Below are 20,472 nucleotides of genomic sequence, written 5' to 3'. Positions count from 1 at the left end.
AAGAAGAATCCAAGGGGGAGCAGAGCAATTCTGTTCCTCCTTTTTGTTTTGGAGGTAGAAAATGCCGATTTATATTTGTGCAATCTTGCTGATGATCGCGGCAGATCAGGCAGTGAAATACTGGGCGTTTACATCCCTGCAGGCACAGCAGACCATTCCGTTGATCAATGGTGTGTTTCACTTGACCTATATTGAGAATCGCGGTGCAGCATTCAGCCTGTTCGCGCAGTTTGATTCACGCTGGATTTTTGTTGTATTGGCCATTGTGATTACAGTTGCCATTTTCATAGCGATTTACAGGAATATGCTGCAGACTCAGCTTGGCTGCTGGTCGCTGATTCTGGTAGCGGCAGGCGCACTCGGCAACGCCATTGATCGTGTAGCACGCGGTTTTGTTGTCGATATGTTTGACTTCCGTCTGATTCATTTCCCGGTATTTAATGTGGCAGATATCTTCATTTGTGTAGGTGGCGTACTGTTTGTGCTATATTTTATGTTTCAGCACAAGGAGACAAGCGAAGCGGAGAAGTAACCATGAGTGAATTACAATTTACAGTTCCGGCAGAGCAATCCGGCAAGCGTATCGACAGCTGGCTGGCAGAGCAGATTGAAGGACTGACCCGTTCTGCGGCGCAGAATCTGTTGTCAGAGCAGGCAGTAAGCTGTAACGGTCAGCCGCTCAAGAAAAATTACAAGCTGGTCGGCGGCGAGGCGGTTACGGTTCAGCTTCCGGAGTTAAAGGAAGTAGATCTCAAGCCGGAGAATATTCCGCTGGATATTGTTTATGAGGATGCGGATATTGTGGTGGTCAACAAGCCACGCGGCATGGTTGTGCATCCGGCGGCCGGCAACTGGGACGGTACGTTGGTAAATGCATTGATGTACCACTGTGGTGACAGCCTGTCTGGTATTAACGGTGAACATCGACCGGGCATTGTGCATCGTATTGATAAGGATACCAGTGGTCTGCTCGTTGTGGCGAAAAATGACGCCGCACATCAGAGTCTGGCGGCTCAGATTGCGGCGCATACGGCATATCGCGGCTATGAAGCGATTGTGGTTGGTTCTGTTAAGGATGATACGGGAACGGTGGATAAGCCGATTGCCCGTCACAAGACTGATCGAAAAAAAATGGCAATCGTGGAAGGCGGACGGGAGGCAATCACGCATTATACTGTCATCAAACGGTATAACGGCTACACACATATGGCGTTTCAGCTTGAGACTGGACGTACGCACCAGATTCGTGTACATATGGCATCTATTGGTCATCCGATTATCGGTGATCCGGTGTACGGACTGAAAAAAGACCGGTTTTCCAATATCGGCGGTCAATGTCTGCATGCAGCGAAGCTGACGCTCACGCACCCGAAAACAGGGGAGCGGATGGAGTTTTCGGCATCGCTGCCACAATATTTTACTGAAGTTCTTGATAAATTGGAGCGTATGCAATGAAAAAGTTTAAGGGTATGCTGCTGGCCTGCGATATGGATGGTACGCTGCTCGATGATTCAAAGCAAATTCCGGCAGAAAATTTGCGCGCATTACAATATTTTACGAAACAGGGAGGACGGCTGTCGCTTGCGACCGGCCGTTCTCCTCATGCTATTGGCACATATATAGACCAGTTGCCGGTCAATGCGCCATACAGTGTGATGAATGGTTCGTTGATTTGCGATGAAAATCGCAAGATTTTGTATTGCTCCGGCATGCCGTACGAGACGAAAGAAATGATCGAGCATGTATTGTTAAATAATTCACAATTCGGTTGTGAGGTTTTTACTGCAGAAACGGCGCTGATTCGTCAAATGAGTGATCACACGCTGCAGCACATGCACAAGCTGCATTTGGATTATCAGATGCTTTCTAATGAGCAGTTTGCAAAAAGCGCAACTGCGGACTGGTGTACGGTCAATTTTACCGGTGAACCGGCACAAATCACCGCACTTACACAGGATTTACTGATTCGATATCCGCATGTATTTGATGTGACATCCAGCATGCCGACATTCTGTGAAATCACAGCCGCTGGTGTGAATAAGGGTTCGGCTCTACGAAATATTGTTGAATACTTACCAGACGTTGAACGTGTGTTTGCTATTGGCGATAGCTACAATGATGAATCCATGCTGCAAGAAGCTCAGATTTCGTTTGCACCAGCCAATGCAGAGCCGGAAGTGCTGCGAAATGTAAATGTGATGGTAAGTTCTAATAATGATTGTGCTGTGGCTGATATGATAGAGTATCTGGAGAAAATAGGATGAAAACAGTTAATTACTAATTGTTATTAGATAGATGGTTTGCTAATTATACAAAATCATTATTTTGTATAATTAGATTCCTATGTCTAAATTAGATTCTACACTACGAATGCCTACCTCGTCAACTGTTTTATACGGGTCATCGCTACGACATACCAGCCAATCACAAGTTACACCAAAAATGTCCCCCAGATTCAACAGGACGCTGGACGAAAATAATGTTTCGCCACGTTCCCAGCGATAGACCGTATCACGGCAGATACCGAGCGCCGAAGCAATTTTAAGCGTTGAAACACCGGAACGTCGCCTTGCTTCACGAATACGATTAGGATTTCTTCTCTTTCTGCGGCACATAGACCAGAATATTCCGCATGAAATGCAGCTTGCAGCGCTGCCATGAGGCGTCGGGAAAGGATTCACGAATTGCCGAAACCAGTCCGGCGTGTGCATCTGAAATGGATAAGCCTGGGCGTGGACAGACTACGGTCCTCCAGATTCTGAAACAGCACTTCATAGGAGCTCCCGGATTCTTCGGCCATAGATTCAACGGCAATGATATCCCTATGACCGTTTTCATCCACACCGCACACGATAAGTACCACCATGCTGACAATGCGCTGACTTTTCTCTGCTCCTAGCTGCTGGTCCACCTCGACCTCCATGAGCTCTATGCACAGTCATTCCAGCATACTCAGCATCGGATCCGGCTCCGTCACACATTTCCGTCACACATTGCAGTAGCAAAGGAGCCCTAAGGACCTGTCTATTTTCTGTTGTATATGTGATAGAAACCCAGTTGCCGCTTAATGGGCAACTGGGTTTTTCGACAGACTGTAAGCGGCTCATACAGAGCCGCTTATTTTAGTTATCCTGTATTCTTCAACCGAAACTGCTCAACCATCCGAATGAAATGCTGATGCACCGTCAAATCCTTATCTAATTCCGGATGAAATGCGGTCACGAGCATATTATCCTGCTGTGCAGCAACAATATTACTGTCAACAATGGATAGCACCTCGACATTATTTCCTACGCTCTCAATATATGGTGCGCGAATGAATGTCATCGGGATTCTCTCGATACTGCCAAACCGATCATCCGTGAAAAAACTGCCAAGCTGTCTGCCATAGGCATTACGCTTTACGCGAATATCCATCACACTGAAGCATGGTATGCCGCCATCAATCTGCTTAGCCAACAGAATCAGACCGGCACAGGTTCCGAATACAGGAAGTCCATTTTGAATCTGTTCACGCAGCGTATCATACAATTCCAGTTCACGCAAGAGTTTATTCATTACTGTGCTTTCCCCACCCGGAATAATCAAACCATTCATCGGCTGATCCAAATCGCGCTTCTGGCGAATTTCGAAGTGCGGTACGCCGAGTTTATCCAGCACTGCGGCATGCTCTGCGAAGGCGCCCTGCAGCGCCAGAATTCCAACTGCCATTTTACTTGCCTCGCTCTGCCATCAGCAATGCAATTTCGTTCTCGTTAATGCCAACCATTGCTTCACCCAGATCGGTAGACAGTTCTGCAATCAGCTTTGCATCGGTGTAGTTAGTAACCGCCTTTACGATTGCTGCAGCACGCTTTGCCGGATCGCCAGACTTGAAGATGCCCGAGCCAACGAATACGCCTTCTGCGCCAAGCTGCATCATCAGTGCTGCGTCAGCCGGAGTTGCAACGCCGCCTGCTGCAAAGTTTACGACCGGCAGTCGGCCATTTTCATGCACACTTCGGAGCAGTTCAACCGGAACCTGCAGTTGCTTTGCGGCCTCAAACAACTCATCCTCACGCAGATTCTGCACACGGCGAATCTCTGCGTTCATAGCGCGCATGTGACGAACCGCTTGTACAACATCACCGGTGCCTGGCTCACCCTTGGTACGGATCATTGCAGCGCCTTCAGCGATGCGACGCAGAGCTTCACCCAGATCACGCGCACCGCATACAAACGGAACCTTGAACTGTGTCTTATCAATGTGGTATACATCGTCCGCCGGAGACAGCACTTCACTCTCGTCGATATAGTCGATCTCGATTGCTTCCAGCACCTGTGCCTCAACAAAGTGACCGATACGGCACTTTGCCATAACTGGAATGGAAACCGCTTCCTGAATACCGCGAATCATCTTCGGGTCGCTCATACGGGAAACACCGCCTGCTGCACGGATATCAGCCGGAATGCGCTCCAATGCCATAACTGCACATGCGCCTGCTGCTTCGGCAATCTTTGCCTGCTCCGGTGTGGTTACGTCCATAATGACGCCGCCCTTCAGCATCTGGGCCAGTTCCTTGTTCAGCTTATATTGTACGCTCATGTCGTTCAGACTCCTTTGTTGTTTGGTGTATGAACGCATTATACGCCTAATCTGAATATGTTAAAATATTCAGATTATAATTATTTTATAATGCCAGTTTGCAAGAAATAAAGGAAAGCACGGTTTCTGTTTCTAAAACAAAATCCGTGCTTTATGCTGCTTATCAGCTGTTATATGCTGTATTTTCCTCATCAGTTACCGCGTTTGATGTATTTGGTGTGGCATTCAGATAAACTGTTGCACCTTCATCGATGCCCCAGAAAATTTCGGTATTGTTCGCATCTGAAACGCCGGTTTCCACCGCTACCAGCTGATAACCTTCGGGTGCTTCCATGCCGTCCGGAATCGGCAGTGTATCATCGAACGGAATTTCGTTGCCGTCCTTGTCGATGAGCGTTTTGGTGAATACACCCGTACTGCCATCCGCCGTGTGAACGATAGCAGAAGTCGGTACTATCAAGCAGCTGTCCGATTCGGCAACTGCAATTTTGTAATCGACCATCATGCCGCTGGAAATCGCCTGACCTTCGATAGAATCAACCGTGATAATTGTCTTAAAAGTCGTCAGACTGCCCTGACTGCCCGTGTTCTGACTCGGCTCCGGCGAAACCGAGTCAACCACACCGGTGAGCGGCAGCTCGGAACCATCCATCGTGTACATGTTCATTGTTACCGTCTGACCAGGCTCGACAGACTGCACTTCATCTGTCGTCAGCTCGGCCGTAACAACGGTATCGTTCAGGTCGGAAACAACAACCAGAGGCTCGGTACCATCGGTCTCCTCCCCTTCTTCTGCGTTCAGTGAGGTGACAACGCCGTCAATCGAAGCCGTCATCGTAGCATCCAGAATCTCCTGCTGCAGTTTGAGAATGCGCGTCTGAATCTCGCTCACCTTGGCCTGTGCGGCTGCAGCCGTACTCTGTGCAGCCGTGAGGCTGCTCCGCGCGTCCGAAGTATCCGGCGCTGCAACATTGGAGATCGACATAATGACTGCACCGCTGCTGTATGTGTGGTTCGAGCCGTTATAGGCCGTGATTTCACCGCCGATCGGTGCCGTGATAACCTGCTCCTTGATGTAGTCCAGCGTGCCCGACCCGGAAGAGAAAATCGTGCCGGCACTGTCGCTGTTGATCGTTGCGGTAGCACTCGTTCCCTGCGCCAGTGCACCGGAAGGATTCTGTACGGTTAATACAACAAGGAAAGTACCTTTGCCGGAAGCGGAATCAATCGACGAAACCACAGCGGAAACCTGTCCGACAGAGGTAGAGATCGTAGCCGTCTGACCGGCCTTGATATCTTTGGCATATTCCGAACTAAACTGTACAGCAAGCTGCATCTGGCTGTCGTTGACCATACGGCCGATGGTCTGTCCTGCACTTACCTTCTGCCCTGCTGTAAATGTGCTTGATGCGATAAACTTGCCGCTGAACGGTGCCGTAGCGCTGCCGTGGGTGTACTGGCTCTGCGCCGAGGCAATGCGGCTCTGTGCCTGCGTAATCGCTGCCTGTGCGTTGGTCAGCTCACTCTGCGCGGCAGTGAATTCTGCCTGTGCCGCTGTCAGCTGTTCGCGGATTCCGGTCGGATCGACAACGACCAGCGGATCACCGGCATGCACCTCATCTCCCTCGGAAACCAGCACCTGAGAGATTTTGCCCTCAATTCCCAAGCCAAGTTCTTCCGTATTGCGCGCAGCCGTTTCACCGCTGCCCTCGATATAAGTGCCAATATCGCCATAGGTAACGACTGCAGTCGTCGGAATTGTGTCCTCCGTGCCGGTATTGCGCGAGCGAATGACAGCAAATACCGAACCGCCGACCAGCAGAATAATCAATCCGGCTGCAATGATAACGCGGACGCATTTACTTTGATTAAATCTTTTGCGAAAGGATTCAGTAAACTGCTCTGCCTTCTCGTTTTTTTCGTCAGCATCAGCTTTTTCGGATGCTTCTTCCGGTGCAGTATTTTCCTCCGTCTGAACGGTCTTGTCAGAGTTGTTTTCTGATATCGGCGGAAGCGTCTGTGTCTGCTCAAGCTCCTGTTCATTCTTGTGTTTGCCGAAGAACTTCTTCTTGTTCTGGCTCATGTTTTGATGTTCCTTTCTATGCGCTGTTCCTGTGAAACAGAGCCGTGTCTGATCTTGGAAGTTATCTCTCGATCAGAGCCTGTAAAAAGTCGTGTACTTTTGCGGGCAGTTCCTCCAGCGAACCGTCGTTGAGAAATTCCGCATCATAGGCGTACGCTGCAACGCCATCGTCTGAGCGGTTGCCCAGCTGTCCGCGTGCCTGCTCAAGTGTCGGTCGACGCACAAGAATGGTCTTGCAGTTTACGCCTGCTGTCTGACGAAACCGCTCGATCTCCTCCGGTTCCCGGATATGGACGAACAGCAGTTCCGCATCATTTTCAGTAAATATCTGCAGCTGTTCTGTGCAGTAGCGGAACGGAAGGTCGTTGAATTCTGTGCAGTCTGCCTTCAGCTGCGAAAGAAAACGGCGTGCCGCCGGTGTTTTGGTGCCGTCCCATCCTGCGGCTTTGGCCACCTGCAAAATGGGTGTGATGGACGAAATGTTCTGCACCTTCCAGCTTTGCGCGGCAGCACTGCATACGGTATCCTTGCCGACACCGCCGCTGCCGTTTATGATAAACACTTGTTTGGTCAAGTAAAAGTCTCCTTCAAATGCGCATTTCTATACACTATACATTTTAGCACAGCAAATCGACCTTTACAAGCGGACAGTCTTTACAATTCTGTTAAAAAAGCGTGCCTGTTTTTGGCAGGCACGCCCGATTTCACAGGATGATGCAAATGAGTCCTCCTGCGCTTTCATTGATGATCTTTTCCAGTGTTTCGCGGATTTTACCACGGGCATCATCCGGCATACGGCTCAATTTGTGCGACAGTTCCTCACGCACGAGTTCATTGAGCGACTTTCCGAAAATATTGGTCTCCCAAATCTTCTCCGGCTGTTCCTCAAACTCGCTGAGCAGATAGTGTACCAGTTCTTCCGACTGCTTTTCCGTGCCGACGATCGGATTGACCTCAGCTTTGATGTTGGCCCGCATCATATGGATGGATGGTGCAGAAGCCCGCAGACGCACACCATACCGCCCTCCCTGCCGAACGATTTCCGGTTCCTCGAGCGACAGCTCCTCCACCGACGGCATCACAATGCCGTAACCGGTCTGATATACCTGATCGAGCGCACCATGCAGCCGTTCGTACTGCTGTTTCACCGCAGCAAAATCCTCAAGCACACGAATCAAATCTGCGTCATCCCGCACCTGAATGCCGGTCTGCTCGCCGACAATGCCATAGAATACGGTTTCCGGTATGTCCACATGCACGACCGCCGAGCCGCTGCCGAGCGCCATATTGTCCACGCTCGCCCGCTCGACGTATTCGTTCTCTTCGAGGGTACGGCATAGCTTCTGTACATCGCGCATTTTTTCTCCGCCTTCGGCGGCTGTGCGGATGCACTGGTAAATGCTGTTCTGCACCGGATGATGCAGCGGCAGAGTACCGATATAACGCGGAAGGACAAAACCAATCTCGCAGACCGGAAATTCATACAGCACCTGCTGCAGAATATCCGCAATGCCGCTCTCATCCAGTTCAAGACAGTTCACCGCAATCGGTGCAATCCCGTACTGCGACTGCAGCTCGGCACATACACGCTGTGCTGTTTCGCCGTTCGGCTCTGACGAGTTTACCAGCACGAGAAACGGCTTGCCGAGTGACTGCAGTTCCTCGATTACGCGTTTTTCTGCCGGTATATAGGCTTCACGCGGCAGCTCGGTAAAGCTGCCGTCGGTCGTCACCACCAGTCCGATGGTAGAGTGTTCACCGATAACCTTGTGTGTGCCAATCTCTGCCGCTTCGGCCAGTGTCATGGGTTCCTCCTGCCACGGTGTAGATACCATGCGCGGTGTATCTCCCTCCATGCCGCCGAGTGCGCCCTCTACCAGATAGCCTACGCAGTCCACCAGCCGTACCCGGCATGCGCCGCCTTCCGGCAGAGCGATTTCCGCCGCTTCTTCCGGCACAAATTTCGGTTCGGCAGTCATAATTGTCCGTCCGGTGCCGGACTGCGGCAATTCATCCCGTGCGCGCTCCCGCTTGTATGGATTCTCCATATCGGGCAGCACCATAGTCTCCATGAACCGCTTGATAAATGTGGATTTGCCCGTACGAACCGGACCGACAACACCAATATAAATATCACCGCCGGTACGGCTGCTGATTTGGTCGTAAATCTGGTTTTCCATTCTCTTCCCGCCTTTCAGTCCTGAATCGGAATCAGCAGCATGGCATTCTGCACACGCTCTGCCTCTGCCGGCAAGTCATTCGCACAGCGGATGGCCTGCTCGGTCGTACCGCAGTTTTTGGCAATGTCCCACAGCCGTTCTTCGCCGTTGATCTGCTTGAGAACCAGTGTTACGCCGTTATGACTGCTCTCCTTTGGCTTGATCTCCAACGCAGAGATATGGCAGAATGTCACACGCTCCTGTGTTGCAGCAGCACCGTTTGCGGTGACAGTCAAAAGCAATCCTCGCTCACCCGCCGCTGTGGCGCGTGCCGAAAGCGTAAGCTCTTCCGGCTCTCCGGCTTCGCTGTACGGCATGGTCAGCGGTACAATACGCTGTACCGCGCAAAGCTGCTGTTCATCACTCAAATACAGCACGCGAATACCAGCTTTGATTTGCAGCTCGCTCTCCGATACACGCTTTGCGCCGCAGCAGACCGCCTGCGCGGCAATCACATGAGATACATGCTGTGCGGTCTGCAAAGTCTCGCTGCCTTCGGATGTAAACGGCTGCGCGGATGGCATATTCTGCAATACAGGATGCTCTGCCTGCGCAGCAAGCTCCTTGCCGGGCAGATACATATCCTCGATGCAGCGCAGCCTGCGCTCCTGCCGCAGCAGCACCATAGCCTGTGCGCTGATGGTGCAGGACAGCATGCCATCGGATTCCAATCGGCAGTCTGCCTCAGATACGGTCATCCGGACTGCAGTCAGGGCGTCTTCTTCTGCTTCCGGCAGCTCGAGAATCTGCGTGAACGGCGTGCTGCTGTTCAGTACGCGCACAGCATCATCCTCCTGCATGGCAAGACAGTGCAGCACAGCTTCACCTTTCACGATGATTCTGCCATGCATGGCGCGGCACTCGGATACCTGCATCGTGCAGTCGGTGTGCAGAAGGGACAGCTCCGCTGCATCCGCAAGCTGTATGTCGTCCAGTATTGTCACCGGATAACTGCGTACCTGCTCCAGCAGCGTTATGCTCTGCAAATGGCTCAGGCATTCTATGCCGTCCAGTTCGACCGATTCCGTCACGTCGCACTCAGCTTTGTAGTAGCCTTCGGTTAAAAAGCAAAGCTGAACGCTGACGCTCACCTTGCGGCTGTTCATAGCTTCGGCATCTACTGCAGCAATGCGGCACACGGTGCTGCAGATAGATTCTGCCGTTAAACCCTCACATTCCTCAATATGCGCAAACGTGACCGGCACGGAGAGCCGACGCAGCTTACCACCGTTTTCCGGTTCGTACAGTACGGTCGTCTGCACGATGCCGGATACCAGCAGGCGGTCATTCTGTGGAGTCTGGTCCTTGATGGCCGCCGTACCATACGCGCACACAATTCGTCCGATATCCGGAAACGTGTCCGGCACAATCGAATCCGCACTCTCAGTCGCCGCAGAGATATGCGCTAATTTCTTTTCGTAGTAGCAGATGCTTGTTTGATTCAGTTCCATTGATGCTGCCTCCTTTGGTTTCACCGCTGCTCCTGCATTACCATATGAAGCGCTTGCGTAAAATATGAGCAGATCGGTTTCGCTTTGCTGTCACATTTTTTATCCGAGCTGCTTATACTGGTAACAGGAGCGTGATGCGCTATGTTCTGCCGTGGTCAGGCAATCGGCCTTGCCGTATTTATGTTTGGAACAGGCTTGCTGCTGGGCAGTCTGCTCCCATCCTGTCTGCCGGTGTGGCTGATTGCACTGGCAGTGATCGCGGCAGGGCTGTTCCTGCTGCAGTGCTGAAGGAGGGTAAGGCATATGAAGGTTGTTGTATGGAAAAGTCCCAAGTGCTTACGCGGGATCCTGTGCTGCCTGTTTCATGTAAACAGGGCATAAGAAAAAGCGCATTCGCAGATAAATCTCTGTGAATGCGCTTTTGGCTGTTTATGAAATCGTTACTTCTTTTCAGTCGTGCTACCGAAGCCGCCGGTGCGTTCACCGTCAGCCTCATCGTCCACGGTAATACCGAACGGCAGGAAAATACCTTGTGCAAAGCCGTCGCCGGCGGCAACCGAAAGGGTCTTGCCCTTGTGATCGTCGCTGGTCATCTTAATGAGAATATGTCCTTCATTTTTAGCCTCAAAGTAGTCGCTGTCGATAATACCGACCGTATTGTCGAGCTGCAGACGGTGACGGAAGCCCAGACCGGAACGCGGGTACAGGCTCAGCACCCAACCGTCCTCGATCATAACGCGGATACCGGTCGGAATAAGGATGGTCTCATGCGGAACAAGCGTAAAGCTTTCCGGCGCAAAAAAATCATAGCCGGCAGAGCCTTTGGTCGCGCGGCGCGGCAGCCGGATGTTCTGATAGACCTTCTTGGCCTCATCCGCGCTGCGGCGGGTAGCCGCGCACCAGTCACGGACAAACTGTTCCTCGGATACCTTGAAAAACTGTGCGATCTGTTGCATAATTCAGCACTCCTTTTTACTTATCGTCATGCAGGACGATACTGTTAGCCGCAAGCGTGCGCGGAACATCGATCACGCGCTGGTTGGCACTGCCGCGCCAGTGAAGCTGCGGATCGGCCTGCGCCTGTACAAAACGACCGTCGATCAGCACGTCAATCTGATCGAGAAACGGCAGCCACTTGATTTCCTCCCAGCGATAGCCGGTGTACAGCCATATGGTCTTGTCCGGAAACTTCTGCCGAATCTCGCGGCACAGCTCGCTGACCTCCTCACGGTTGCCGGGGAAAAGCGGATCGCCGCCGGAAAACGTGATGCCGGAGATATAGTCCTTGCCGAGCTCGGTGAACAGCTCGTCCTTTGCGGCCTGATCAAACAGCAGACCGCCTTCCGCGTCCCATGTGATGGGGTTGTGACAGCCGGGACAGGCGTGTCCGCAGCCGGCCACCCACAGCACAACACGCAGGCCATCGCCGTTGAGCATATCGTCCTTGGTTATATTGTGATACTGCATTCGTGTTACATACTCTTTCTTTCAGCAATTTCGGCCATCTTGGCATCGTTCAGGCGCGTATCGCCCTTCACGCGAGAGTAGGAAAGATAGCCGTTCATTCTCTCGATTTTGGTAAGGTTGCGGCTGCCGCACTTCGGGCAGACATCCATGGACAGCTCCTCATGACCGCAGTCATCGCAGTACGCGAGTGAAAGATTGACACCCTCATAGAAGCCCTTTGCCATGGCGCGGCGCACCAGAGAGCGAATTGCCTCATGGTTGTAGTCAATCGGGTACTTGACGTACTGGATCTTGCCGCCGTTGCACAGATTCCAGAAACGACCCTCAAGATCCTGCTTCTGAATCGGTGTCAGGTCCTCGGTAACGTGGCAGTGGAAGCTGTTGGAGACATACGGACGATCGGAAACACCCTCGATGATGCCGTATTTCTTGCGGAACTGCTCGACCTGCAAACCGCACAGACTCTCTGCCGGTGTACCGTAGATAGCATACAAATTGCCGTCCTCGTTCTTGAACTGCTCGACTTTATCGTTGATATACTGCAGTGTTTCGAGGGCAAACTGACCGTCCTCGGCAAGCGATTTGCCGTTATACAGCTCCTGCAGCTCGTTGAGTGCAGTAATGCCGAACGATGCGGTAGCGGTTTTCATGATCGGCTTGATCTTGTCCGACGGCTTGAGATGTCCGCCGTAGAAGCCGCCCTCGCAGTACGCCAGCGGATTGGTAGATGCACGCATCTCCCCCAGGTACGCATAGGTGCGGATATGCAGCTTGCGGATAAGCTCCAGATAGTAGTCCAGCACCTCGCGGAACGGACGGCTCTCCTGCTGTGCCTTGGCATAGATCATCGGCAGGTGCAGCGATACCGCGCCAATGTTCCAACGGCCAACAAATACCGGCTTGTCGCTCTCATCAGCGGGCTTCATGCCTCCGCGCTCGTACCACGGAGACAGGAACGCGCGGCAGCCCATCGGACTGATGATCGCGCCGTACTTCTTATACATGCTCGGCACATAGCCTTCACCGGTCAGCGACAGCCAGTCCGGATACATCGCACGGGACGAGCACAGGATACCGGCTTCAAATACATCCTCAAGCAGCTTGCCGGGACCGTGCAGGTTCTCATCGTACAGGAATACGATCTTCGGGAACAGGACCGGCTTTTTCTGGCCTTTTTTGCCCTGCCCCTTGCGGCGTACATTCAGCATGGTAATGGAGGCCAGCTTGGCAAAACGACCGGTGCCGGTTCCCATTGTCATGGTGATGAACGGATAGTCGCCGCGGCTGGATGCTACCGTGTTGAACTTGTACTCCCAGCCCTGAAAGCCCTGCTCAAAGTCGTTGAGAATGTCTGCCATAACTTCCTTCTCGACCGTGTCAGCATCCAGTCCCAGACGAGTATACTTCTCGGTCAGCATTTTGTAGCTGCGCTCGGCATACGGCTCGAGCAGCAGATCGACCGACGGCACGGTAAAGCCGCCGTACTGCTGGCTTGCAGCGGAAAGCACGATATCACCGATCACGTCAAATGCAACATTAAGTGTTTTTGGCTCGTTGTACCACAGATTGCCCATCTCAAAGCCGTCCTTGAGGACACTCGCTACATCAAACAGGCAGCAGTTCATGGTATCGCGGCGTGCCGACATATCGTGGACGTAAATGTAGCCGTCCCGACAGGCCTGCAGTTCCTCGGTGTTCATAAAGAACTTCTGGTACAGCTCCTTGTTGAGCTGATTGAAGATCAGGCTGCGCTTAGTGGAGACCAGCGCAGAATCCGTGTTGGAATTTTCCTTATCGCCGATATACATGATAGACTGGCTTTTCTGGTATACGCTGTCCAGCATGCCGACAAAATCCTGCTTATAGTTGCGGTAGTCGCGGTAGCTTTTGGCAACCTCCGGCTGCACCGACTCAAGTGCAGACTCAACGATGTTGTGCATTTGCCAGATCTGAATCTCGGTCATGTGATGGTCACGGATATAACCCTCGACATGATTGCAGATCGACTTCAACTCATCCTCTGTAAAGTTGTAGAGGACACGGTTTGCCGACTTATTGACGGCGATAACAACCTTCTGGATGTTAAACGGTTCTTTGGTGTGATCCTTTTTGACAACTCGAACCATGTGTTGTTCTTCCTCTCTAAATTTCATACGTTCATCATTATATCATATTGTCCGATAAAAAGCGAACAAAAAAGCACTGCTGTTTACAGGCAAAGCGTAAAAGTGCATACCCATATATCATGTGCCGCTATTGCATTGTACCATACAAGATATAGATTTGGAAGGATAAAATTCGACAAAAATATCATACATATTTTTGCGAAAATAATTCTTTGCACAAAATCGTCGGTTTTGCTTGCGGGTCTGCCGACTATCCTCTATAATAGATGTAGCGATCCTGACAGTAAGCCTCTGCGTCCGCAGATTCTGCATGAAAGGAGCCGTCCATATCGTATTGCAGCGTTTCTTGCACGGAAGCGCCGTTTATATCTGTATCGGACTGCGTCTTTCAGAGGACGCAGTTATTTTTTATTCCGAGGTGTTTTTATGCAAACAAGAGTTGCCGTCATGGGAATCGTGGTAGAGAACACGGATTCTGTGGAACGGCTCAATACCCTGCTGCATGAGTACGGCAGCTATATCATCGGGCGCATGGGTATTCCCTATCGAGCGCGCAATATCAACATTGTGTCCATCGCCATTGATGCGCCGCAGGATGTGATTTCAGCTTTGTCCGGCAAAATCGGCAATCTGGACGGCATCAGCGTCAAGACCGCGTACTCCAATGTGCAGAGCGATGAATAAGGAGAAGCAGCTCATTGACCGGCTGGAAGCGCAGCACAGCCTGTCAATAGAGGAATACGAATATCTAATCGAAAACCAGAGCGATGAACTGGCAGCCTATGCCGCAGAGAAAGCGTTTGCCTTACGAAAGCAGGTATACGGTACGGATGTGTACATTCGCGGACTGATCGAAATCGGCAATATCTGCCGCAACGACTGCTATTACTGCGGTATCCGGCGTTCCAATCCTGCGTGTGACCGCTATCGACTGACCGAGGCGCAGATACTGGACTGTGCCCGGGAAGGTTATGCGCTCGGCTTCCGCACTTTTGTCATGCAGGGCGGCGAGGACAGCGCATTCTCAGTCGATGTGGTTTGCCATCTGGTACGACAGATCAAAGCCGAGTTTCCGGACTGTGCAGTAACGCTGTCGCTCGGAGAGTTCCCTCGTGAAGCCTATCAGGCGATGTTCGACGCAGGCGCGGACCGTTATCTGCTCCGTCACGAAACCGCCGATAAGGCGCATTATGAAAAGCTGCATCCGTCCTCCATGTTGTTCGACAACCGTATGCGCTGCCTGCACGATTTGAAGGACATCGGCTACCAGACCGGCTGTGGCTTTATGGTCGGCTCGCCGTATCAGACGGCGCGGACACTCGCTGAGGACTTAAAGTTCATCGAAGAATTTCGGCCGGAGATGTGCGGTATCGGCCCGTTTATTCCGCAGAAAGACACACCGTTCCGCGATTTTCCGGCAGGAACGTGCGAGCAGACGGTGTATCTGCTGTCACTGCTGCGGCTGATCCAGCCGAATTTGCTGCTGCCCGCCACAACGGCGCTCGGCACCATCCGACCGGACGGCCGCGAGCGCGGACTACAGGCTGGTGCAAACGTAGTGATGCCCAATCTGTCTCCGCTTGGGGTGCGAAAAAAATATGCACTGTACGACGGCAAACTATGCACCGGCGAGGAGGCTGCACAGTGCATCGGCTGCCTGTCGCGCCGTGTGGCGTCGGTCGGCTGCCGGATTGTTACCGCACGCGGAGATATTATCCGATAAGTGATACATTTTAAGGGACTCTGACGGAAAGAGTAATCTTCTGACCGCAAGATAAGAAAGGAAAACGAAAAAAATGGCTCAGTACAACCCGAAATCACTCCATGCAGAGGAGTTTATCAACCATGAGGAAATCCTTGAAACGCTGAAATACGCCGAGGAGAACAAGCACAACATCGAGCTGATTGACAGCATTCTGGAAAAGGCCCGTCCGCAGAAGACCGCCACCGGCGTACACTGTGCCGGTCTGACGCATCGCGAAGCCTCCGTGCTGCTGGCCTGCGATATTCCCGAAAAGATCGAGCAGATGTATCAGCTGGCCGAGGAGATCAAGCTGGCGTTCTACGGCAACCGTATTGTTATGTTTGCGCCGCTGTATCTGTCGAATTACTGCGTGAACGGCTGCGTTTACTGTCCGTATCACGCAAAAAACCGCCATATCACTCGCAAAAAGCTGACGCAGGAAGAGGTTGCCCGCGAGGTTATCGCACTGCAGGATATGGGTCACAAGCGCCTTGCCATCGAGGCCGGTGAGGACCCGGTCAACAACCCGATCGAGTACATTCTCGAGTGCATCAACACCATTTACTCCATCAAGCATAAAAACGGTGCAATTCGACGTGTCAACGTCAACATTGCGGCGACCACAGTCGAGAACTACCGCAAGCTGAAGGACGCCGGCATCGGCACTTACATTCTGTTCCAGGAGACCTATCACAAGCAGAGCTACCTCAAGCTGCATCCGGCAGGTCCGAAGCACGATTACGACTACCACACCGAAGCAATGGATCGCGCGATGGACGGCGGTATCGACGACGTTGGTCTGGGTGTTCTGTTCGGTCTGGAAATGTACAAGTACGAGTTCGCCGGTCTGCTCATGCACGCCGAGCATCTGGAGGCTGTACACGGCGTTGGCCCGCATACTATCAGCGTGCCGCGTATCAAGCGCGCGGACGATATTGACCCGGATGTATTCGACAACGGCCTGAGCGACGAGCTGTTCGCAAAGGTTATCGCGTGCATTCGCATTGCCGTGCCGTACACCGGCATGATCATCTCCACCCGCGAGAGCCAGCAGGTGCGTGAGAAGGCACTTGGTCTGGGTATTTCGCAGATCAGCGGTGCTTCCCGTACCTCGGTCGGCGGCTACGAGGAAGAGGAGCGTCCGCACGACTCTGAGCAGTTTGATGTATCCGATCAGCGCTCGCTCGATGAGGTTGTTCACTGGCTCATGCAGCTTGGGTTTATTCCGTCGTTCTGCACCGCCTGCTACCGCGAGGGGCGCACCGGTGACCGTTTTATGAGTCTGTGCAAGAGCGGTCAGATTCTCAACTGCTGCCACCCGAACGCATTGATGACGCTTGCCGAGTATCTGGTTGATTACGCCAGCGAGGACACCAGGCGAGTCGGCATGGAGCTGATTCGGGAGGAACTTAAAAAAATCCCGCGCGATAAGGTACGCGAAATTGCAGCCGAGCATATCAAGGATATCTGCAGCTCCAACCGCCGTGATTTCCGCTTCTAAGGAGGGTTTCCTATGGGACTGAACGCACAGCCCTCCGGCGAGCGCGTACACATCGGCTTTTTCGGTCTGCGCAATGCGGGTAAATCCAGCGTGGTAAACCGCGTGACCGGACAAACACTGTCCATTGTTTCCGATGTCAAGGGCACAACCACAGATCCGGTGCAGAAGGCGATGGAATTGCTCCCTATCGGTCCGGTGGTTATCATCGACACACCGGGCATTGACGATGAGGGCGCGCTCGGCGCGGAGCGTGTCCGCCGGGCACTGCGCGTGCTGGGAAAGACGGATATTGCGGTTCTTGTCACGGACAGCACGCGTGGTTTGCAGCCTGCAGAGCAGGAACTGCTCGAATTGTTCCGCAAGCGGGAGATTCCGTTTATAATTGCACATAACAAGACAGATTTGACATCCGCACCGACTGCTGTACCGGAAAACGAGATTTACGTCAGCGCAGCAGCCGACAGCAATATCCGTGAACTCAAGGAACTGATCGCACGAGCCGTCAAGCCGACCGAGCCGAAAAAACGTCTGGTAGCTGACCTGCTTGCGCCGAATGACACAGTCGTACTGGTCGTGCCGATCGACTCAGCCGCACCGAAAGGCCGGCTGATCCTGCCGCAGCAGCAGACCATCCGCGATATTCTGGAAGCAGGTGCGATTTCACTTGTCACCCGCGAAACCGAGTTGACCCGCACGCTGGAATCCCTGCGGGAGCCGCCGCAGCTGGTTATCACGGACTCGCAGGCGTTCGGCATTGTGGACAAGCTGGTGCCGAAAAATGTTCTTCTGACCTCGTTCTCCATCCTGTTTGCCCGATACAAAGGCAATCTGCGGCAGGCGATTCTCGGTGCTGCACAGCTGAATTTCTTGCAGGATGGCGATACTGTGCTCATCTCCGAAGGCTGCACGCATCACCGCCAGTGCGGTGATATCGGCACGGAAAAACTGCCGAACTGGATTCGCAGGTTTACCGGCAAGGATGTGCAGTTCTCATTTACCGCGGGCAATGAGTTTCCCGAGGACGTGAGCAAGTACGCGCTTGTCGTGCACTGCGGCGGCTGTATGCTGAACGAGCGGGAAATGCAGTATCGTCTGCGGCACAGCGCCGAGCGGAATGTGCCGATGACCAACTATGGAATTGCCATCGCGCATATGCACGGCATTCTCGATCGTGCACTTGCTCCGTTCCCCGATCTGCATCAGGCATGGAGCAGCACCGCAAACGGATAAAACATAGGGCGCACTGCAAAACAGCGCGCAAGAAAAGGCGAGTAAGTTTCCCTGAAAGGGGTTGCTTACTCGCCTTTTTGTTTAGATTAAGGTGTGAAATAAAAACGATGCAGCGTAAATGAGCGCAGGGGCAAGAAGCCTTTTTCGGCCTTTCGCTCCGGTATTCTTTGCACTTTTTTCTGATTACATTTTGAAAGATTGAAATGCTTGATCTGCACCGAGAATGTGCCGCAGTTCACGCATGCCGGTTCTCCCAATTCGCAATGCGGTGCTGCAGCGGACCGGAACCGTGACCAAGAGCCAGCTTGAAGTCAATGCAGGCGGTCAGATACCGCTTGGCCCGCTTGACGCTGCCGATGAGCGACACGCCCTGTGCCAGTCCGCATGCGATTGCACTGGATAGCGTGCAGCCGGTACCGTGCGTGTTCGGGTTGTCAATACGCGGCGCGGGAAGCCAGTGCATTTCTGTGCCGTCAAACAGCAGATCATCTGCGCAGTCTGCCAGATGACCACCCTTGACCAGAACGGCGCCGCCGGTCTTGCCGACGATTTCGCGTGCTGCCTGCTCCATATCTTCACGATTGGTGATGTTATGGCTGCAGACAGCAGCTGCCTCATGCAGATTAGGCGTTACCAAGGTGCACAGCGGGAACAGCTCCTCCTGCAGAACCTTTGCCGCATCGTGATACAGCAGCGCGGTACCGCTTGAGGACATCATTACCGGGTCGAGTACGATATTCTTGGCGTGGTGCGCCTTCAAGCGCTCCGCTACTGTGTGAATAATCTCTGCGTCATACAGCATGCCGACCTTGACGGCATCCGGGAAAATATCGTCAAACACACAGTCAATCTGTTTGCCAACCAATTCAGCGGAAACCGGCTGCATACCGAATACACCAGTGGTATTTTGTGCACACACGATAGTGATAACGGCCATGCCATACACGCCGAAGGCTTCAAAGGTTTTCAGGTCGGTCTGAATACCTGCGCCGCCTGTCGGGTCGGTGCCTGCAATGCTGAGAACGGTTTTCATGTTAATTTTCCTCCAATCCTGTGCCGTCAAAGGCGGGAATAAAGCTCTCGCTGATGGATTCATCTTGCTGAAAAAAGCCGCCGAGTCCAAGCTCACCGAACAGCGTACAGGCATCTGCATACTCCTCTGCGGTGATGGTGCGGTCAAGCTCGGGATAATCCTGCATATCAAATGGCGTGTACTGCCGCATAAGGCTGACAAGCACGCTGTCGCCCCATCGAGAGGCAATATCCCGAAGCACCTGCGCGGTGTCGCCAGCCAGTCCGGGCAGCATCAAATGCCGGATGACGGTGCCGCGCTTCAGCAGACCATTTTTATCAAACTGCGGTGCACCTGTCTGGCGCACCATTTCATCAATAGCCGGAACGGCGAACTCACGGTAATCCTCCGCATGCGAGTACAGACCTGCATAGTAGCTGCTGTAATACTTGTAATCCGGCAGATAGATGTCAATGTGACCATCGAGCAGCTGCAGCGTTTCCACCTGCTCATATCCGCTGGAATTGTATACAACAGGAAGCGAAAGCCCCTGTTTTCGGGCAATTTGCAGCGCTTCGATAATTTGCGGCACATAATGGGCGCCGGTAACAAGGTTGATGTTATGCGCACCTTTTTTCTCTAGAAAGAGAAAGGTTTTCGCCAGCGCATCTGCCGTAATGTTCTGTCCCTCGGCCTCTCTGCGGCTGATCTTGCGGTTTTGGCAGAACACACAGCCGAGCGAGCAATGAGAGAAAAACACCGTGCCCGAGCCATTTGTACCCGAAATCGGCGGCTCCTCCCACATATGAAGCGATGCGCGTGCAGCTTCGATTTCGATGCCTGCACCGCAGGCTCCGCGGCTCTTTGTGCGGTCTGCGCCGCAGGCGCGCGGACACAGCTGACAGTTCTTAAGCATATCGGTCAAAATAATCCCTCCGATACGTTATATTATATCGTATTTTTGTCTGGAAATAAAGTAGGGAAATGTGATATAATAAACACTACGGCTTTGGAACGTATAGAATTTTCACGCGGATCAAAATCGTGTCTTTTT

General features: G+C 52.6%; 22 protein-coding genes. 8 read left to right on the top strand and 14 right to left on the bottom strand.

Annotated features, from left to right (window positions below; all coding sequences use genetic code 11):
* The first annotated feature begins 61 nt into the window (after positions 1-61).
* The 3 genes from lspA to DW724_RS08735 are packed head-to-tail and all read left to right on the top strand — an operon-like array spanning position 62 to position 2,264.
* Positions 62-532 (top strand): signal peptidase II, encoded by a 471-nt coding sequence (gene lspA / locus DW724_RS08745; protein WP_118761219.1) that lies wholly within the window; start codon positions 62-64, stop codon positions 530-532.
* Positions 533-534: 2 nt separating this feature from the next.
* Complete coding sequence (locus DW724_RS08740; protein WP_118761218.1) at positions 535-1,455, top strand: RluA family pseudouridine synthase; 921 nt, start codon at positions 535-537, stop codon at positions 1,453-1,455.
* A complete protein-coding gene (locus DW724_RS08735) occupies positions 1,452-2,264 on the top strand; it encodes a Cof-type HAD-IIB family hydrolase (protein WP_118761217.1) in 813 nt (270 codons plus the stop codon). Before DW724_RS08740 ends, DW724_RS08735 begins: the two co-directional genes overlap by 4 nt.
* Positions 2,265-2,333: 69 nt before the next feature.
* Here the strand turns inward: DW724_RS08735 and DW724_RS16420 are convergent, their stop codons facing one another.
* The 9 genes from DW724_RS16420 to DW724_RS08690 form a co-directional block, all read right to left on the bottom strand.
* Entirely contained in the window at positions 2,334-2,615 is a 282-nt protein-coding gene (locus DW724_RS16420) for a helix-turn-helix domain-containing protein (protein WP_158580247.1), read from the bottom strand.
* Positions 2,587-2,685: a transposase gene (locus tag DW724_RS16010; protein ID WP_442861276.1), complete on the bottom strand. Its 99-nt coding sequence runs from the start codon at positions 2,683-2,685 to the stop codon at positions 2,587-2,589. Before DW724_RS16010 ends, DW724_RS16420 begins: the two co-directional genes overlap by 29 nt.
* On the bottom strand, positions 2,678-2,911 hold the full coding sequence (locus tag DW724_RS16415) for a transposase (protein WP_158580245.1): 234 nt from the start codon (positions 2,909-2,911) through the stop codon (positions 2,678-2,680). Before DW724_RS16415 ends, DW724_RS16010 begins: the two co-directional genes overlap by 8 nt.
* Before the next feature lie 215 nt (positions 2,912-3,126).
* A complete protein-coding gene (pdxT, locus tag DW724_RS08715) occupies positions 3,127-3,711 on the bottom strand; it encodes a pyridoxal 5'-phosphate synthase glutaminase subunit PdxT (RefSeq protein ID WP_118761214.1) in 585 nt (194 codons plus the stop codon).
* A 1-nt stretch (position 3,712) separates the two neighbouring features.
* Positions 3,713-4,585 carry a pyridoxal 5'-phosphate synthase lyase subunit PdxS gene (pdxS, locus tag DW724_RS08710; RefSeq protein ID WP_110436780.1) on the bottom strand — a complete coding sequence of 291 codons (873 nt, stop codon included), beginning with the start codon at positions 4,583-4,585 and terminating at the stop codon, positions 3,713-3,715.
* Positions 4,586-4,748: 163 nt separating this feature from the next.
* The gene (locus DW724_RS08705) at positions 4,749-6,668 is read right to left on the bottom strand and encodes an HlyD family efflux transporter periplasmic adaptor subunit (protein WP_118761213.1); all 1,920 of its coding nucleotides are present in this window, start codon (positions 6,666-6,668) and stop codon (positions 4,749-4,751) included.
* A gap of 61 nt (positions 6,669-6,729) precedes the next feature.
* Positions 6,730-7,242 carry a hypothetical protein gene (locus DW724_RS08700; protein WP_118761212.1) on the bottom strand — a complete coding sequence of 171 codons (513 nt, stop codon included), beginning with the start codon at positions 7,240-7,242 and terminating at the stop codon, positions 6,730-6,732.
* A gap of 130 nt (positions 7,243-7,372) precedes the next feature.
* Positions 7,373-8,848 carry a stage IV sporulation protein A gene (gene spoIVA, locus DW724_RS08695; protein ID WP_118761211.1) on the bottom strand — a complete coding sequence of 492 codons (1,476 nt, stop codon included), beginning with the start codon at positions 8,846-8,848 and terminating at the stop codon, positions 7,373-7,375.
* A gap of 14 nt (positions 8,849-8,862) precedes the next feature.
* Positions 8,863-10,338: a DUF3794 domain-containing protein gene (locus tag DW724_RS08690; protein ID WP_118761210.1), complete on the bottom strand. Its 1,476-nt coding sequence runs from the start codon at positions 10,336-10,338 to the stop codon at positions 8,863-8,865.
* A gap of 141 nt (positions 10,339-10,479) precedes the next feature.
* On the opposite strand from DW724_RS08690, the gene DW724_RS15600 reads away from it, so the two are divergent.
* A complete protein-coding gene (locus DW724_RS15600) occupies positions 10,480-10,626 on the top strand; it encodes a hypothetical protein (protein ID WP_158557213.1) in 147 nt (48 codons plus the stop codon).
* A 152-nt stretch (positions 10,627-10,778) separates the two neighbouring features.
* Here the strand turns inward: DW724_RS15600 and DW724_RS08685 are convergent, their stop codons facing one another.
* Genes DW724_RS08685 through nrdD form a run of 3 tightly spaced genes read right to left on the bottom strand, consistent with a single transcriptional unit; the run spans position 10,779 to position 13,931 of the window.
* Positions 10,779-11,294, bottom strand: coding sequence for a deoxyuridine 5'-triphosphate nucleotidohydrolase (locus DW724_RS08685; protein WP_118285774.1), 516 nt, complete (start codon positions 11,292-11,294; stop codon positions 10,779-10,781).
* Positions 11,295-11,310: 16 nt separating this feature from the next.
* Positions 11,311-11,805 carry an anaerobic ribonucleoside-triphosphate reductase activating protein gene (gene nrdG / locus DW724_RS08680; RefSeq protein WP_118761209.1) on the bottom strand — a complete coding sequence of 165 codons (495 nt, stop codon included), beginning with the start codon at positions 11,803-11,805 and terminating at the stop codon, positions 11,311-11,313.
* A 5-nt stretch (positions 11,806-11,810) separates the two neighbouring features.
* Positions 11,811-13,931 carry an anaerobic ribonucleoside-triphosphate reductase gene (nrdD, locus tag DW724_RS08675; protein WP_118480065.1) on the bottom strand — a complete coding sequence of 707 codons (2,121 nt, stop codon included), beginning with the start codon at positions 13,929-13,931 and terminating at the stop codon, positions 11,811-11,813.
* A 426-nt stretch (positions 13,932-14,357) separates the two neighbouring features.
* On the opposite strand from nrdD, the gene DW724_RS08670 reads away from it, so the two are divergent.
* The 4 genes from DW724_RS08670 (at position 14,358) to hydF (ending at position 18,406) form a co-directional block, all read left to right on the top strand.
* The gene (locus DW724_RS08670) at positions 14,358-14,615 is read left to right on the top strand and encodes a TM1266 family iron-only hydrogenase system putative regulator (RefSeq protein ID WP_110436788.1); all 258 of its coding nucleotides are present in this window, start codon (positions 14,358-14,360) and stop codon (positions 14,613-14,615) included.
* Positions 14,608-15,654, top strand: coding sequence for a [FeFe] hydrogenase H-cluster radical SAM maturase HydE (gene hydE, locus DW724_RS08665; RefSeq protein ID WP_118761208.1), 1,047 nt, complete (start codon positions 14,608-14,610; stop codon positions 15,652-15,654). The genes DW724_RS08670 and hydE overlap by 8 nt, the downstream gene beginning before the upstream one ends.
* Positions 15,655-15,727: 73 nt before the next feature.
* Complete coding sequence (gene hydG, locus DW724_RS08660; protein WP_118761207.1) at positions 15,728-17,176, top strand: [FeFe] hydrogenase H-cluster radical SAM maturase HydG; 1,449 nt, start codon at positions 15,728-15,730, stop codon at positions 17,174-17,176.
* Between the two features lie 12 nt (positions 17,177-17,188).
* Entirely contained in the window at positions 17,189-18,406 is a 1,218-nt protein-coding gene (gene hydF, locus DW724_RS08655) for a [FeFe] hydrogenase H-cluster maturation GTPase HydF (RefSeq protein ID WP_118761206.1), read from the top strand.
* Between the two features lie 235 nt (positions 18,407-18,641).
* Here hydF and thiD read toward each other — a convergent pair whose 3' ends face one another.
* Both thiD and DW724_RS08645 read right to left on the bottom strand, forming a co-directional pair.
* Positions 18,642-19,439, bottom strand: coding sequence for a bifunctional hydroxymethylpyrimidine kinase/phosphomethylpyrimidine kinase (thiD, locus tag DW724_RS08650; RefSeq protein WP_118761205.1), 798 nt, complete (start codon positions 19,437-19,439; stop codon positions 18,642-18,644).
* A 1-nt stretch (position 19,440) separates the two neighbouring features.
* Positions 19,441-20,334: a radical SAM protein gene (locus tag DW724_RS08645; protein WP_202183522.1), complete on the bottom strand. Its 894-nt coding sequence runs from the start codon at positions 20,332-20,334 to the stop codon at positions 19,441-19,443.
* Positions 20,335-20,472 lie beyond the last annotated feature (138 nt).

The sequence above is a fragment of the Butyricicoccus sp. AM27-36 genome, assembly GCF_003480945.1.
Classification (GTDB): domain Bacteria; phylum Bacillota; class Clostridia; order Oscillospirales; family Butyricicoccaceae; genus Agathobaculum; species Agathobaculum butyriciproducens.
The sequence above is the reverse complement of the archived record's forward strand: the minus strand, read 5'-3'. Positions and strand labels throughout refer to the sequence as shown.

What these genes read in the sequence shown, in the direction of transcription:
- lspA (WP_118761219.1), top strand. Translation starts at nt 62, where the DNA reads ATGCCGATTTATATTTGTGCAATCTTGCTGATGATCGCGGCAGATCAG.
- DW724_RS08740 (WP_118761218.1), top strand. Translation starts at nt 535, where the DNA reads ATGAGTGAATTACAATTTACAGTTCCGGCAGAGCAATCCGGCAAGCGT.
- DW724_RS08735 (WP_118761217.1), top strand. Translation starts at nt 1,452, where the DNA reads ATGAAAAAGTTTAAGGGTATGCTGCTGGCCTGCGATATGGATGGTACG.
- DW724_RS16420 (WP_158580247.1), bottom strand. Translation starts at nt 2,615, where the DNA reads ATGTGCCGCAGAAAGAGAAGAAATCCTAATCGTATTCGTGAAGCAAGG.
- pdxT (WP_118761214.1), bottom strand. Translation starts at nt 3,711, where the DNA reads ATGGCAGTTGGAATTCTGGCGCTGCAGGGCGCCTTCGCAGAGCATGCC.
- pdxS (WP_110436780.1), bottom strand. Translation starts at nt 4,585, where the DNA reads ATGAGCGTACAATATAAGCTGAACAAGGAACTGGCCCAGATGCTGAAG.
- DW724_RS08705 (WP_118761213.1), bottom strand. Translation starts at nt 6,668, where the DNA reads ATGAGCCAGAACAAGAAGAAGTTCTTCGGCAAACACAAGAATGAACAG.
- spoIVA (WP_118761211.1), bottom strand. Translation starts at nt 8,848, where the DNA reads ATGGAAAACCAGATTTACGACCAAATCAGCAGCCGTACCGGCGGTGAT.
- DW724_RS08690 (WP_118761210.1), bottom strand. Translation starts at nt 10,338, where the DNA reads ATGGAACTGAATCAAACAAGCATCTGCTACTACGAAAAGAAATTAGCG.
- DW724_RS15600 (WP_158557213.1), top strand. Translation starts at nt 10,480, where the DNA reads ATGTTCTGCCGTGGTCAGGCAATCGGCCTTGCCGTATTTATGTTTGGA.
- DW724_RS08685 (WP_118285774.1), bottom strand. Translation starts at nt 11,294, where the DNA reads ATGCAACAGATCGCACAGTTTTTCAAGGTATCCGAGGAACAGTTTGTC.
- nrdG (WP_118761209.1), bottom strand. Translation starts at nt 11,805, where the DNA reads ATGCAGTATCACAATATAACCAAGGACGATATGCTCAACGGCGATGGC.
- nrdD (WP_118480065.1), bottom strand. Translation starts at nt 13,931, where the DNA reads ATGGTTCGAGTTGTCAAAAAGGATCACACCAAAGAACCGTTTAACATC.
- DW724_RS08670 (WP_110436788.1), top strand. Translation starts at nt 14,358, where the DNA reads ATGCAAACAAGAGTTGCCGTCATGGGAATCGTGGTAGAGAACACGGAT.
- hydE (WP_118761208.1), top strand. Translation starts at nt 14,608, where the DNA reads ATGAATAAGGAGAAGCAGCTCATTGACCGGCTGGAAGCGCAGCACAGC.
- hydG (WP_118761207.1), top strand. Translation starts at nt 15,728, where the DNA reads ATGGCTCAGTACAACCCGAAATCACTCCATGCAGAGGAGTTTATCAAC.
- hydF (WP_118761206.1), top strand. Translation starts at nt 17,189, where the DNA reads ATGGGACTGAACGCACAGCCCTCCGGCGAGCGCGTACACATCGGCTTT.
- thiD (WP_118761205.1), bottom strand. Translation starts at nt 19,439, where the DNA reads ATGAAAACCGTTCTCAGCATTGCAGGCACCGACCCGACAGGCGGCGCA.
- DW724_RS08645 (WP_202183522.1), bottom strand. Translation starts at nt 20,334, where the DNA reads ATGCTTAAGAACTGTCAGCTGTGTCCGCGCGCCTGCGGCGCAGACCGC.